The sequence below is a fragment of the Microcoleus sp. AT8-B5 genome, assembly GCF_036705565.1.
Taxonomy (GTDB): domain Bacteria; phylum Cyanobacteriota; class Cyanobacteriia; order Cyanobacteriales; family Microcoleaceae; genus Microcoleus.
The window spans coordinates 28342-43193 of sequence record NZ_JAUBUY010000024.1; the positions used below are offsets into that span (position 1 = coordinate 28342).

General features: G+C 45.3%; 10 protein-coding genes. 3 read left to right on the forward strand and 7 right to left on the reverse strand.

Annotated elements, in window-relative coordinates; genetic code table 11:
- Positions 1 to 520: 520 nt before the first annotated feature.
- Together QUB39_RS17405 and QUB39_RS17410 are read right to left on the reverse strand one after the other, a co-directional pair.
- Positions 521 to 1141 carry a transcriptional regulator gene (locus tag QUB39_RS17405; RefSeq protein WP_333211722.1) on the reverse strand — a complete coding sequence of 207 codons (621 nt, stop codon included), beginning with the start codon at positions 1139 to 1141 and terminating at the stop codon, positions 521 to 523.
- 941 nt (positions 1142 to 2082) lie between these two features.
- Positions 2083 to 3279: a CapA family protein gene (locus tag QUB39_RS17410; protein WP_333211724.1), complete on the reverse strand. Its 1197-nt coding sequence runs from the start codon at positions 3277 to 3279 to the stop codon at positions 2083 to 2085.
- A gap of 170 nt (positions 3280 to 3449) precedes the next feature.
- On the opposite strand from QUB39_RS17410, the gene QUB39_RS17415 reads away from it, so the two are divergent.
- A complete protein-coding gene (locus QUB39_RS17415) occupies positions 3450 to 4427 on the forward strand; it encodes a hypothetical protein (protein WP_333264130.1) in 978 nt (325 codons plus the stop codon).
- Between the two features lie 78 nt (positions 4428 to 4505).
- Positions 4506 to 5066 carry a Uma2 family endonuclease gene (locus QUB39_RS17420; RefSeq protein WP_333211728.1) on the forward strand — a complete coding sequence of 187 codons (561 nt, stop codon included), beginning with the start codon at positions 4506 to 4508 and terminating at the stop codon, positions 5064 to 5066.
- Between the two features lie 20 nt (positions 5067 to 5086).
- Here QUB39_RS17420 and QUB39_RS17425 read toward each other — a convergent pair whose 3' ends face one another.
- From QUB39_RS17425 to QUB39_RS17440, 4 genes are all read right to left on the reverse strand, one after another.
- The gene (locus QUB39_RS17425) at positions 5087 to 5257 is read right to left on the reverse strand and encodes a hypothetical protein (protein ID WP_333211731.1); all 171 of its coding nucleotides are present in this window, start codon (positions 5255 to 5257) and stop codon (positions 5087 to 5089) included.
- Positions 5258 to 5408: 151 nt separating this feature from the next.
- Positions 5409 to 5804, reverse strand: coding sequence for an SH3 domain-containing protein (locus QUB39_RS17430; protein WP_333055776.1), 396 nt, complete (start codon positions 5802 to 5804; stop codon positions 5409 to 5411).
- Between the two features lie 81 nt (positions 5805 to 5885).
- Positions 5886 to 7745 (reverse strand): N-acetylmuramoyl-L-alanine amidase, encoded by a 1860-nt coding sequence (locus QUB39_RS17435; RefSeq protein ID WP_333055777.1) that lies wholly within the window; start codon positions 7743 to 7745, stop codon positions 5886 to 5888.
- Between the two features lie 169 nt (positions 7746 to 7914).
- On the reverse strand, positions 7915 to 9600 hold the full coding sequence (locus QUB39_RS17440; protein WP_333211735.1) for an NAD-binding protein: 1686 nt from the start codon (positions 9598 to 9600) through the stop codon (positions 7915 to 7917).
- A 572-nt stretch (positions 9601 to 10172) separates the two neighbouring features.
- Here QUB39_RS17440 and QUB39_RS17445 point away from each other — a divergent pair.
- Positions 10173 to 10787, forward strand: a complete 615-nt coding sequence (locus tag QUB39_RS17445) for a COP23 domain-containing protein (RefSeq protein ID WP_333055779.1) — start codon at positions 10173 to 10175, stop codon at positions 10785 to 10787.
- 98 nt (positions 10788 to 10885) lie between these two features.
- Here QUB39_RS17445 and QUB39_RS17450 read toward each other — a convergent pair whose 3' ends face one another.
- On the reverse strand, positions 10886 to 14809 hold the full coding sequence (locus QUB39_RS17450) for a cobaltochelatase subunit CobN (protein WP_333485110.1): 3924 nt from the start codon (positions 14807 to 14809) through the stop codon (positions 10886 to 10888).
- Positions 14810 to 14852: the final 43 nt, after the last annotated feature.

A 14852-nucleotide genomic window follows, 5' to 3' on the forward strand; every position in this document is an offset into this window, starting at 1 on the left:
AAGTAAAGTAGCCGCTATATTTATGTTGTGTGATTTTAATATGTAGGGTGCGGATCTGCGACCTTTTAAATAGAACTTGCAGATTGACGGGTGTATCCGCACCTTACTTAGGAATGAGAATTAAATAACTCCCACTCTTGAAAGTGGGATGGGCGTCCCGCCCGTCCTTTTTGGACGGGCGGGACGCCCATTCCACAATAAAAATTAAAATTGTAAGTTATTTAATTCGCGATCCTTACTACAAGATTGTGTGTACTTCATGAACCTGGAATATGCTGTATCTGAGATGTTGCACCATTCTCAATAAGCCTTTTATGAACAGGCTTTTCTGCCTGTTCCACAAGAAAATTCACTCTTTGCGGAACAGGGCGAAAAGCCTGTTAAGCGAGAATGGTACTCTGGGCGTGAGTTAGATCGGAGATATTGCGTCAAGAATTGACATCGAATATAAGCATCGACAACAAGGCTATTGACGACGCGGTAATGCCGTTTCCCTAGCCCAAAATAATTGAGCGCCCTGTCAGTAACAATATCTTTTGTTGTCGTTGGGTTTTGATTGTCTTTGGGAGGTGCGTTTATGTCCTAGGAGAGTGGAGATGATGATGCAGCGTTGGCTGTTTCTTAAATTGGGATGATATAGTGTTAGGGTTCCTTTGGCTCTTATACTCGTTAGCGTGCAGTCGTGGTCGCTTCGAGATACGGGGCAACCTCTGTGGTTGAACATGACGCGCCGGATTGTGCCGTTTGTTTTTTGCTCGTTGCTGTCATTTACTTGGAGCACTGTTGTTTCATCTGGATCTATTTGAATTTGCGGTTCTAGGTTTTTCCATTGACTGGCTGGTATTTGGGCTGGGGGAATGTCGGCTGGATGGACTGCTACTTGTACGTTTTCTCCTACTTGTTTGAAGCTGGCTTGCCATGAAATTTTGGATCGTTTGGCGTTGCTGCGGGCAAGTTCCATTGCCCAATAAGCCCGATCGAGCGATACCTTTAAACGGTGGTTGTTGATAAACATTAGCCAAGAGGGGGCGACGATCGCACTAAATATTCCTATGATTAAAATAATTATCAATAGCTCAATCATGGTAAAACCTGGGGCAGGTGTAGTGGCTCTGCCTTTGAGCGTTTTATTTATTGACACGTAGATGCACTCCCTGATATTTAGCTGGACAAAAAAACAGCTAGGAGGAGCTATTTTTTATTGGGTATATTTTAACTTTGGGTTTGGCGAGTGTGTAGATCGGTATTTACTGAAAATTTATGCGACTTTAAAAAAACTGCGCCCGATCGCACCAGATCCCGAAGATATGTAGGGAGAATCTAAATGAAAGCAGCCAAGCTAGGAATTGGAGTTTTGAGGCAGGAGGGAGAAGAAAAAGCTCTCCTGAGTTTATGGCGTAAAATATAGCAATCAATACAGTGAGAGGGATGAATTTTTATTTATGAATGAGAATTAAATAACTTCCACTCTTGAAAGTCGGATGGGCTCTTATAGCCCGTCATGAGTGGACGGGCGGGACGCCCATCCCACAATAACAATTAAAATTATAAGTTATTTAATTCGCGATCCTTAGACTATCTATTAGACTTGGCTGGAGTCAAGGTGAAAACTTGTACTCAAATAGAGGGACAAGTTTACTTTCGATCCTCGTGTTTTAGCGTCAGGAATAGTTGGCTATCACGGCGAGAATTATACGGAAGAACTCCATCAGAATCGTGCACAGTTGTGGGCGATCGCGATCGGATATAATCATTGCCCGGTTGATTGTAGGGAAACGGCACTCCGGTGTCCTAATTTCGGGTAATATCAAATCTGTTAGCATCGAAATTATTCATCTATCTATTCTCGACCTCTGGGTAAATGGGCGTCAATCCCTTGTCCGGGGCGGTTAATACATTCTCTTTTTTTCACCGCAGATATCAGGGCTGTTTCATTCTCTTGTAGGGGCTGCCCCCCGTGGCAGCCCCCATGTCTCAAACGCCTGTGAAGTCGTCTCTAGGGGTAGGCATTCTTGGCACTACAAGAGTCAAAATCGGGATTTTCGCGAGAATGAAACCGCCCTGCCCTGCTTGAGGGAGGGATTACTTGTTATCTTGAGGTTTATTTAAAGAATTAAGATGATTGTTCATATCCTGCAAATATTTTGCTAAAACAGGATACTGTGAAGTTGCTAGCAGTGCATCTTTTTTCTGGCTGACTGTTGTTTCTAAGGGCAAAACGCGATAGTTAGTTTTATTGTTCTGAGTATAGCGGTGTACCCAAGTAGGATGTGTTTTTACATCGGTAATTTCTGTGGTTTTTTCGGGAAATTTTTTGCGAATATTTACTTGCAAAATCACGCCTAAGTCTGTATATTTTTTATTCTGACCGGAAATGAAGTTTCCCATTGAATAAATGGCTACAGCTTTGCGGGTTTTGCCATTTTTGCCGGGAAAATTAAAAATTTTGTAAGGTTGGACGACGTGGGGATGGCTGCCTAGAATGATGTCTGCACCGGCTTTTAATAGGTTTTCAACTAATTGTTTTTGTTGGGGGTTTGGCTGGCGCTGATATTCGTCGCCAAAATGCAGGGAAATTGCGATAATATCTGCTCCTTGTTTGCGGGCTTTGGCTATGTCTTTGACTATCTTTTTTTCGTCGATTAGGGAAACTAAGTAATCTTTGCCTTTGGGTATGGGAATGCCGTTTGTGCCGTAGGTGTAGGCTAGCTTGGCTAGTGAAATGTTGTTTTTGGTGCTGATAAAAGTGCGATCGGCTGCGGCGGCTGATGTGGCTGTTCCTATGGCAGCAATTTTGCGATCGCTCAGATTGGCGATCGTCCTAATTACCCCTTTTTCTCCACGATCTAAAGCATGATTGTTCGCTGTTGTCAAGATATTAAATCCGGCTTTTTTAGCAGCATCCGCTAATTGAGCCGGTGCGTTAAATAGCGGATATCCCGTATATCCGCCCGCATCGGAGCCCGCTAAAGGTGTTTCGAGATTTCCGATTACCCAATCGCCTGTTGACAGGATACTTTTAACTGGTGCGAAGAAATTGTCAAAATTGTATGTTTGCTTTTTTGCGTCGTAGCCCGATCGCGTTTGGGTACTGTGCATCATGATGTCGCCGACAGCAATTAGTTTTGCTTCTTTGATCTCAGACTTGGGTTGGGGGGGAACAGGGGTTGCTATTGGCGAGCGACTTTCTGTAGGCTGTGTGTTGGTTTGTGGCGTTTGGATATTGCAGCTAGCCATTAACAATGCAGCTATTACCGAGAGCGTCGGGGGAAATTTCATAATTTATCTATAGTAATTTATCGTGTTTATGGTATCATTAATAATCGCAATTTAGGCAGTTTTTTTTTTTGAACCACAGAGAGCACAGAGAACACAGAGGAAAAGAAGAAAACAGAGATGTTGACAAGTTTTGTTAGGATATCGATGGTTTGCTGGCTACTGGAGAAGGAATGTTTAAAAAATATTTGATTATTGGATTTATCATTTTTGCATCTGTTATCGGTTTAGGTACTTTGAGCTATGCTGAAAGTTGGGCCGATAAACCTTTTGAATTTGCCTTGATTGGCGATTTGCCCTACAGTGCCGAACAGGAAGCACAATTTCCGAGTTTGATTGCAGATATCAATCGATCGCCCGCAGCGTTTGTCGTCCACGATGGCGACATTAAAAACGGTTCTAGTGTGTGCGATGATGCAACGTTTGTCAGCCGCAAGCAGTTATTTGACAATTTTGAGATACCGTTTATTCTAGCTTATGGTGACAATGAATGGACGGATTGCCACCGTTCAAAAAATGGCAGTTACGATCCAGTAGAAAGACTCGCTAAACTGCGGGAAATATTTAGCAACGGTAATCAAAGTTTGGGAAAGCGCACCTTAACTCTCACCCGTCAAAGCGAAAACCCGCAGTTTGCTAAATTCCGCGAAAATGTTCGCTGGATTTATCATGGCGTTGTATTTTTCGCGATTAATATGCCGGGAAGCAACAACAATTTTGGCCGCACTCCCGAAGCAGATGCAGAATATGCCGATCGCAATTGGGCTAACTTAGCCTGGATCAAAGAATGTTTTGCTTTAGCCAAACGCAGCAACAGCAAAGGAATTGTGTTAGTTGCACAGGCAAATCCGGGATTTGAACTCGATCCGACGGACAAAAGAAGAAGCGGCTACAACGATTTTATCGCAACTCTGGAAACAGAAACAGGCAATTTCCCAGGGCAGGTTGTATTCGTTCACGGCGATACTCACTATTTCCGCATCGATAAACCTTTACCATATTTTACCGATGAGACTCAATTACCGAGAATGAAAAATTTTACTAGAGTTGAAACTTTTGGTTCTCCAAATGTGCATTGGTTACGGGCTTTTTATGAACCGGAAAATCCTAATTTATTTGAATTTAAGCAGCAGTTTGTTCCGCAAAAATAGGCTGTTAAACAAAATTTTTATGCCAAATAAATATTTTTTGGATTACAGTGAAGATAGGTAGAATCGAGGAATTTATTTATGACGATCGCAACTGGGCGTCTCACCCTTGAAGAATTTCTGAAACTGCCAGAAACAAAACCTGCTAGCGAATACATTGAGGGGGAGATTATCCAAAAACCGCTGCCGAAAACAAAGCATAGCTTATTGCGATTAAAAGCCTGCAACGAAATTAATCAGGTGACGGAAACTCCCAAGATAGCTTATGCGTTTCCAGAGTTGCGGTGTACGTTTGGCGGTCGATCGATTGTTCCAGATATTGCGGTACTATTGTGGGAACAAATTCAATTTGATGAGAGCGGTGAACCAGTCGATGATGTGCGAATTGCGCCGTATTGGGCGATCGAAATCCTGTCGCCACAACAAAGCTCAAATCGCGTAACTAGAAAAATTATTCACTGTCTGCAACATAATTGTCAGTTGGGGTGGCTAATCGATCCAGACGATCGATCGATTTTAGCGTTTTTGCCCAACCAACAACCGCAATTCTGCGAAGGTAGCGATGTCCTTCCTGTGCCCGAAATGATTCCCCTGAATATCACCGCCGAACAGGTGTTTAGCTGGTTGAGAATGCAAGAATGAATCAGGGCGATCGTCTTTTTTTACATGACATCCGGTTTTAAATCTCCTTTTTTAAAGTCTCGCGTTGCGCCGAAGCAAGGCAAGTGTAGTTGCGGTTTCAACCGCCGATCGTAGGGGCGGGTTTCACCGACAATTATTGTCAATAATCGACAATCTAGTAAACCCGCCCCTACCCAACTGTAAATCCCCATCTATGTTTTTCTACTGCGATCGAAATCAAGGTTCATGTAGTTATTGGTGGTGTGGGGGCGGGTTTATATAGATTGTTTGTACTCGTTATATATTGTCTGTAAAACCCGCCCCTACATATATTGTCTGTAAAACCCGCCCCTAGGAAATTCCCTATTTCCGCCACCTGTCAAATTGGTCTTCGGAACAGCCATTAATAAATTGATTGCTCACCCAACCGTCAAGGATTGTCAAAGTTTCATTAGGAGGATTACCTGAAAATCTGGCCGCAATTTTCACCCACTTACCTTGTCTGCTGACAGCCCTAACTCCGTCTCCCCTTTTCAATTTAGCAACAACTGGGTACTGATTGCCTGGGCCTTTGCGAATGTTAATAGCGCCACCTTCACCAGTAATAAACGAGCATTGAGTTTGCTTTTTTAAAGCTTCTGCTTTTGCGGGAGCCAGACTTTGCTGCTTGCCGAAAACAGGAAAACTGTAAAGTGAGAAGCTAAAACTTGCAACGACGGCTGCAATAAAAAAGGCTTTTGATTGAGTGAAAATTAGCATTATTTCATTTCCTTGGATTGGCTGAACTGAAGTCCTGACTATAATTTTTTTTATAATGACTTCAGTCCTTACTACTAACTGTTATTTGACAGAGGCAAACCATTCGGTAACACCTTGGGCGATCGCCGCGGCTAACTTCTTCTGTTCTGTCGGATTCACAATCCATTCAAACTCTTCGGGATTGATCATAAATCCCAATTCCATTAAAACAGATGGAGCAACTGCAGGACGAGTCATGGCTAAGTTGTTCCAGAATACACCATAGCTCGGACGGTTCAACTTGGCAACTAAATAATTGTGCAAAAACATTGCCAAACTGTGCGCTTGCGGGTGAAACCAGAAAGCGCCGACGCCTTTAGTATTAATGGCGTCGCCGTTATCCGGCAAAGCATTGTAGTGAATTGAAATTGCGATCGCAGGTTCTTCTTTTTGAATCATTTCCACCCTTGGCGGCAAATCCAAATCGACATCTTCTACCCGCGTCATTAGCACATTCGCGCCCCGATTTACCAATTCCTGTTGCACCAATTTCGACACCGTTAAAGCTACCGTTTTTTCCCTAATTCCCACTGGGCTCACAGCACCTCCATCCTGCGGCCCGCCGTGTCCCGGATCGATGAGAATCTTAATTCCCGACAGCGGTTTTGCTTGCGACACAGGCATCATGCTTGTATTCACCGGCGGGTGTTTTAAAGACAGCACTAAAGTTGTGCCGTCGTATCTCAATTTATAGCCCCACTGCTGGGCAGATTTGAGATTAAAAGTGTATTGTACTTGCAGTGGCGATATTTGTTGCCATTCCAAACGCGAAATTACCGGGTCATCGTCGAGGCGAATAATGTCAGTTTGAGCGGTGGTATTGTACAGGGTTAAGGTGAAAGTGCGTTCTCCTTCCTGCACGGTGACTGGGACGGGTGTTTCTAAGGGAAATAAGACCTCTGTCCAGCCGGAAACTTGACGCGATCGCGCGCTGCGAATAATCGATCGCGGAGGCACTGCATCCTTGACAATTTGCACTTCCGATGCTTTAATCCAAGCACCGTAATCAAGTCTGAGCCATTCTCCCTCGCGCCCAATAATTGTTGCTCGCGTTCCCTTCGGCAGCGGTGTCATCCGAGAAAAATCTGTACTCGCCCCGGTTCGGGCAACACCCGGATCGGCCGTTACTTCTGCTATTTCTAAATCCGCCGGAGACAGAATAGAAATCTTGCCAGTACCTTGTTGGCTGATAGTTTGACCGTTCATTGTTAGCTCAAATACAGGCACTCCCAAATCCACTTTTTCTCCTTTTAGTAGCGAGGAGTTAGACTCATTGCCCCCCGTTGGCAAGGCGGCATTAGACTCATTGCCCCCCCTTAGCAAGGGGGGGTTGGGGGGGGTTTTACCGCAGCCTTGATACTGTTCGCTGCCGCCTTTTTCGATCGGGGAGTTTTCACCTAACAGTACAGATTTGTTATCGGGTAGTTCCACTTGCGATCGCGCTTTTAAAGGAATAGTAACTCCCGCCAATTTTACTGAAACTTGAGCATTCGCCGGTGCGATCGCCCCAAAGCAAATATATTCCCCCGGCAAACTCGCGACATCGACTTTCGGCGTCAGGGAATCTTTAGCAAAAGCCAATCCTACAGGGGCTATCGGCTGATTAGACTCGCGCGTCACCTTAATTTTGACTTCCTGATTTTCGTAACGCAAGGTAAAGAGATTTTCGCCGAGTTGCAGCGGAAAAGTCGGGGCGAAATGACCGACTGCCGTGCGCGAAATTTGGTTGCCATTTACTAAAACTTGTCCCGGTGCGGGCGCTGTACCGATTAAAAAGATGCGATCGGCTGTAGTTTTGTGGTTGGCGGGAGGATAAGCGAGAAACAAAGGTTGAGCGGCGACAGCTACAGAGGCGATCGCCATTATCAGGCCAAACACAACTAATCCTAAAAATTTTCTCATTCTACATCGCAACTAATTGACACTCTGTGGGTTATTTATACTAGAACTTGCCCTAAGAAACCGGATTTCTGAGGATTAGCCGTAAGTCTTATTTACTAGACACGGCTCATTTTATCAGGTTTGTAGTTGCAATTGAGCGATCGGCAATATAAATTCCCGCGTAAAACCATTAAGTTTTAATTAGTTCAGAGGTCGTTCTCCACAGTTGATCCAACCGATTCGCCGGCATCGTCAGATACAAAACATCCCCCGTACTCAGACAACAATTCAGTAAATCCCAGCCGTGGAGAGTTTGACACTTAGTTTCCACATAAAGAGGCACAAAATCAGCAGACTTAGCAGCATCTTGAATACGGTGGCCACAGAAAGGATGGTTTGGCGTAATCAAGGTGGCCAAGCAAACCCAGAGACTGTCAGCAGTCATTCCGTTACCCAAAATTCTGCCTCCAATTGCCGCCGCCGCGAAAGCAGGAGCAGCCAATTCCGTCGGGTTCAAAACTCCTTCAAACTCAAAAACTTGCTGCACCATCAAAGCAAAATGTGGGTCTTGATTGCGGACAATAACTGATAGTTTGGGCGCCAATCCTTTAGCGCTTAAGGCAATTTCGACATTAGACATATCGCTGCTAGTAACAGCCAAAAGTGCTGCCGCTTGCTTAACATTAGCAGCTTCCAAAGTTGCGGGCAAACTGGCACTTCCCTGAATGACCGGAATTTTCATTGAGCGAGCCGTGCTCAGAAATCGGCAGTTTGGATCTTGCTCGATCGCCACAATATCGTAACCGTTAGTGTGCAGTTCTTTAGCAATTTGGATACCTATTCCTCCGAGCCCGCAGATAATGTAATGATGGCGCTGCGGCACTCGCGCCACATCCCAATATTCGGTAAAGCGAGTTCCCAATACATAATCGTTGAGCAGTGCGTAGCAGATGCCGATGATGCCGGCTCCAACTAACATCATGACAATTGTAAATAGTTTAATGCTTTCGGGAGCTTGTTCGGCTACTTTTTCATGGCCTCCGGCTCCGGTAATCATCCCTACTGAAAAATAGAGAGAATCGACAATTGAGATATGCTCGTCAACACAAATATAGGTGGCAGTAGCAACGGCAATCATGGCCAGCAGCGTCAGTACAACAATTACTGCTGCTTGGCTGTGCTGCTGAAATCTGTGCAGCCTAGTTAATGTTTTGAGCAGTTTTTGAGTTAAAGTTTTTTGGGGGCTGTGGAGAGTCGGCTGAGTTGCAACAATTAGCCGATCGCCCTGCTGACACTGCCGATCGGCAAGCACCGCCGATACTAAATCAGTTTTGTTAGCAGCCGGGAGATAATAAATCAACATTCGCGATCGATCGTCCCACAAATCGCTCAGTTTGCGATTTTTCCAAGGATGTGTTTCATCGATATATTCTTCGTGAATCGGCCAAGTGCGATCGAACAAACGCAACTGTCCGATCGCCTGATTGCCGAGAGCCGCAAAGGCAAAAACCGGAGCAGCCAATGATGAAACGCTCATGGAAGTGTGATCGGGCAAAGTGTGGTCAATCCTGTCGCCCAAGCTAGTATTGAACAATCTGTTGATAATGCGAATCTGAGGATTGAGAATCCTCGCTTGCATCAAAATTGCCAAATTCACAGCATCATCGTCTCCTGCAATTACTAAAGTGTGAGCGTTTTGAATGCCTGCCGTCAACAAGGTAGAAGCTGCTTGCAAATTACCGACAACCACATCAGAAGTTTCGCCGCGAATTGGGCGATCGCTAATACCAACCACAATCGCTCCTTGCTGTCTCAACAAACAAAAAATCTTGTGGCCCGTGTGCCCCAACCCGCAAACAATGATTCGAGGTTTCATAAAAAGTTATTTGCCAGCCAATTTCGGAGCTGTCCTTTGTAATTTTACTTACCATTGTTGACTGTCGTGGCTTTGCAGAATGTAGCTAAAAACACTATCTAGGATACTTGTGCCACAGTCTCGAAGTGTTGGAAACAAAGAAAAAGCTGTGCCGTGTTTCTAAAGCCGCGTTCCCAAGTGTTGAAATAAACACACCACACTGCCATGTACCTACAGACATGAGGTGCAACTAACCTGATTTAATATTTGAAAAATATCCGGGTGCGACAGCCAACCAGCGGAATTTGAATAGGTAGGGACAGGACACTGCCTATTAGTCACAACTTAAGGTTAAACCCCTAGTCCGGCAGGGGTTAAAACCCCTGCCTAATAGCGAAAGTCCTCGCTATGAGGACTAATGAGTTTAACAGTCTTTTTCTCAGTCCTCTTTAGAGGACTTTAGCTTTGAGGCAGGGAATTCATTCCCTGGCGGACTACCGGTTTAACCTTAAGTTGACACCAATAGACACTGCCCTGTCCCTACAACTATGACTTCCTAAATAAATTTAGCTGCCTTAGCGGCAGGAGTTATTATGAAATTGACTGCACCCTTATTAGCATCCGCTTTAGTTTTCGTCGGTACTGTCGCCTTTGCAAGCCAAGTGCAAGCAGATCCAGCCAGCAACTCTTGGAATAGCACTAGAACAACATTTCAGTGCGTTACTTCCGGTCGGAATTTTGTCACAATTGCGCGCCGGGGAAATGTCACGACAGATCCAATGATTCTGTGGAAATCTACCGAGTTCGGCCGGGAATATACACCTTGGCAGCGCTGTCAAATTGTTTCCAATAGATTGACCAAAGCTGTTGCCCAGAATGGCGGCAGATTGAGCAACTTGCAGTTAACAACAGGAATTGTTAATAACTTGCCAGTAGTTTGTTACGTGAACGGACGGGGGCGCTGCAACTCTCAAAATCTGCTTTTCACCCTAGACAAGCGCAATGCTAAAAATCCCGGTGATGCTTTAACGAAATTGATTAATTTTGCCCAAGACGGCAGCGGGCCCGTGGCAGTGTTCAGAACCGGAGCTCCATCGGCTGCACCGCAGTTTGTTCCCTTTGGAGATATGGTCGATCGAGCTTTTAATTCTCCCAACAAGAAACCGTCAGTTCCTGTAGCAAAACCGCAGGGCGATCGGGGTATTTAATAGCCGCGCCTCTAACTTGCACCTGACAAATTTTGAAACTATTGTGGGGAGTAGGGGTTGGGCTTCTAGCCCGCCCCTAAATATTTAGACTAAAAAAACTACACTGTCACCCCTTCAATCTTCTCATCAGTTAACTCGTACAACTCGCGCAACTGCTGTAATTTATCCGCATTCGGCTGCCAAAAACCACGTCCGTTAGCCTCCAACATTCGCCCTACAATATTGCGAAAAGCTTCAGGATTAGCCTCCCGCAACTTCTGCGCCATTTCCTGATCTAAAGCATAAGTATCCGCAGCTTGTTCGTACACCCAACTATCAGTAAAATCAGCCGTTCCGCCCCAACCAATTAACGCCGTCATCCGCTGCGAAATTTCATAAGCGCCGCCCGAACCTTGATTGACCATCGCGTTAGCCCACTTAGGATTTAGCAACTTAGTTCGATATTCCAAACGCAGCAAATCTTCTAAATTGCGCGGAGTTGTATCCTGAGAAAAACTTTCTACAAAACTGGTATTGACTTTTTTGCCGCGTTGCTTTTCTGCGGCTTTCTTCAAGCCGCCAGTATTCGCATAATACTCTTGAATATCAGTCAAACCGTATTCCACAGAATCAATTTCTTGAATTATGCGATCGCACCCTTGCAACAACTGAGTCAAAACCTCCGGCCTCGCTTCCCCCTTATCCTTCCTCCCGTAACTAAAAACATTGCGACTTTCCCAAGTTTTCCCCAACTCATCCCCCGATTCCCAACTACCATCAACAACCCTATCGTTAACCAAAGAACCAAAATCCCCAGCCGGATTAGAAAACAACCTTGCCGAATAATTCTGCACACCTTTTGCCTGCAAAATCAAAGCGTGTTTGCGAATAAAATTCTCCGATTCCGGTTCATCAGCATCCGCCGCCCGCACGAACAAATCATCCAACAATTCAATAATATTCACAAAGCTATCACGGAAAATCCCCGAAAGATTTCCCAACACATCAATCCGGGGATGACCGACCTCAGCTAACGGTTTTAATTCATAGCGAACAATGCGGCCAGTACCTTCTTTTAGAGGTTCAGCCCCCACCAATTCCAGCATAATTCCAATAGATTCGCCCCGCGTTTTAATCGCATCCAAACCCCACAACATCACCGCCACAGTCTCAGGATAATTCCCCTGTTCCTCAAGGTGCTTGTCGATAATTTTCCGAGCAATTTCGCGCCCCCTTTCATAAGCAGCAGGAGAAGGCATCCGATAAGGGTCTAAAGCATGAATATTCCTGCCAGTTGGCAACACCCCAGCCCCATCCCGCAACAAATCCCCACCCGGTGCAGGCAGAATATATTCCCCATTCAAACCCCGCAAAAGATTAGTCAACTCATCCGTCGTTTGCAACAACAAATCACGCACCAACAAACCCTCCTCAAAAACCCCACCCAACCCCTCTTTCTCTTCCTCTCTGCGCCCTCTGCGCCTCTGCGGTTCATTTTCTTCAAAAACCAGTTTTTGCACCTGTTCCTGTGATAACCTCTCCCCAAAATAAGCCTCAAGATAAGAGGTCATTTCCTCAGAATTAGGCGGTTCCCCAAGAACGTGCAAACCCGAAGAAAACAAGCGAGATTCCACCACCTGCAAATACTCGTAAAGCTTCACCAAATAGCGGTTAAAAGCATCAGCACTGAACATTCCCACATTCTCAAAACTAAAAGCAATCCCCAATTTTCGAGCATCCTCAAACGGACAATCAGCCTCCAAACCGCTATCTAAAATTTTCTTACAAATAGCCTCTTTCAGCACATAATTCTTAGCCGTATCTTCCCGATATTCCGCAATCAAATCCCGCAAAGCCATCAATTCCTTGTACAATCCCGCGCGGCCGTAGGGCGGCACGTTGTGAGAAATCAAAACACCGTAACCGCGCCGTTTTGCCAACATCGATTCCGAGGGATTGTTGGCAGCATAGATATAAAGATTCGGCAAACTTCCCAACAGAATATCCGACCAAGAATAGCCAGTATTTCCCAGAGGAGATCCCGGCAACCATTCAACAGTGCCGTGCATTCCGAAGTGAACCACAGCATCAGCTTGCAAATCATTTTGCAGCCACTTGTAAAAAGCAGCGTATTGAGGGTGAGGCGTCAAATCGCGATCGAACATTAAGCGCATCGGATCGCCCGAAATTCCCAGCGGCGGCTGCAAACCTATCCAAACATTGCCCAGTTGAATGCCACCGATTTGGAACTCGTCGCCGTCTGTCTTAATTCCAGTACCCGTTAAAGATTTCCACTGTTTTTCGATACGACTTGTTAACAGATAGCCCAGCCATTTTTCTAAAGTTTTGACATTAACAGTCTCTTTTGTGGTACGGGCATCTTGCCCCTCACAAGTAGCTTCATCCGCTTCTTTCACCCTGCGAATTAACTCCTCACCGTCAGCCGGAATTTCTCCAACTGTATAACCTGCTGCTTGAAGTTTGTGCAGGAAATTTAGCAGCGATTTCGGTACATTTAATAAAGCAGCCGTACCCGCCGCCCCGTAACCGGGAGGAAACCCGTAGAGAATAATCGCAATTTTCCTTTCAGATGGCGGAGTTTGACGTAGTTTCACCCAATTGTTAATTCTACTTGTCAGGCGTTTCGCCCGATCGGGAACCAGATAAATATCCTCACCCACCAAACCGCCCAGGGGAACAGGATCGATCGCACCATCCAACTCAGGCAAAGCATACAATACCACACTTTGCAAACCTCCAATCCCCTGACGAGTCCAAGAATGGATATCCTGAATCAGCAGAGGTGCGGACACAAAATAAGGTACATTTTTAGCAGTTAAAATGCGTTTAGCAACTTCCACCTGACGCCCCGCCTCCATCGAACCAGCAGGCCCGCCAACCAAAGGAAAGCCAATAGTAGAAACAATCGCATCAACTTCCACGGCATCTTTAGAAAGCGAAAGAGTTTCAATATTGCCTTGTTTTCGGCGCGCAGTTTCACCAGCAGTCGTCATCCAATCCCGCACCGCCACATGGCCTTCAACGCCATTGATAAAAATCGGCAAAGGCACAATTCCCGCATCTTCAAAATAGCGAATTAATTGAGGAATATAAGGCTGCTTGGTGATAACGTGTTTGCGGTAAAGCAAGATGCCCACAACAGGGGATTTTCCTCTGTCTGAATTTTGAGACCAATTGGTCTCAAATTTTGTGGAACGGGCATCTTGCCCGTTAGAAACCCGATCTAAATTTTCAGACAAATTAGTCTCAAATTTTGTGGAACGGGCATCTTGCCCGTTATAACCCTTTCTATCAAGATGTCTAGCCTCTTTTGTGGAACGGGCATCTTGCCCGCTTCTACTCATTTGATTACCGAGATACCAATCCAAATATTGCCGAGGCGATTCAAAATAACCATTATAATCAGGATGCAATAAACCCATATTGGGAGTTTCCACAGGCGGCGGAATTTCTGCAACTTTCAGCCCCAAATATTTTTCGGCAATAATCCAAAACATCGAGACAACATTATCCGCACCGCCCGCATTCCAGTAACCATAAATAATCAGCCAGTTTCGCAAATCCTGGACTTTTTGCACCGGCACATATTTTAATAACTTCGGCCCCACCTTCAAAAAGCTGATATAACCAGCCAGCTTATCTTCTTCTCGCCCATTGCTGAACTTATCCAGAATAAACTTAACAGGCTTCGGCATTCCCTTCGGTTTGTCGCCAATTTTAAAAGCGCCGATTTGAGTAAGACTCATCAATTCCAAAGCCGACTCAAAAACCAGGCGAATCGGAATATTCTGCACCCTTTCCCGCAGCCACATTACCGCATCGTAATCAAACAGCAAACTCCCGAAAAACACATCAGCATTCAAGAGGGCGGCTGCTACAGCTTCGGGTTCGTCTGCGAGGGCGCGATCGCTAAAAACCCGTACTTCCAATCCCTGACAGCCAGAAACAGCCAACTCGGCAGCTTTGCGGTACAAATCAGCATTAAAAGATTCAAACCCTGCAATTAAGACAATGCGTTTCACAGCCAAACCTCGAAATATTTATTGATTGTAGCCTGTTTTAATT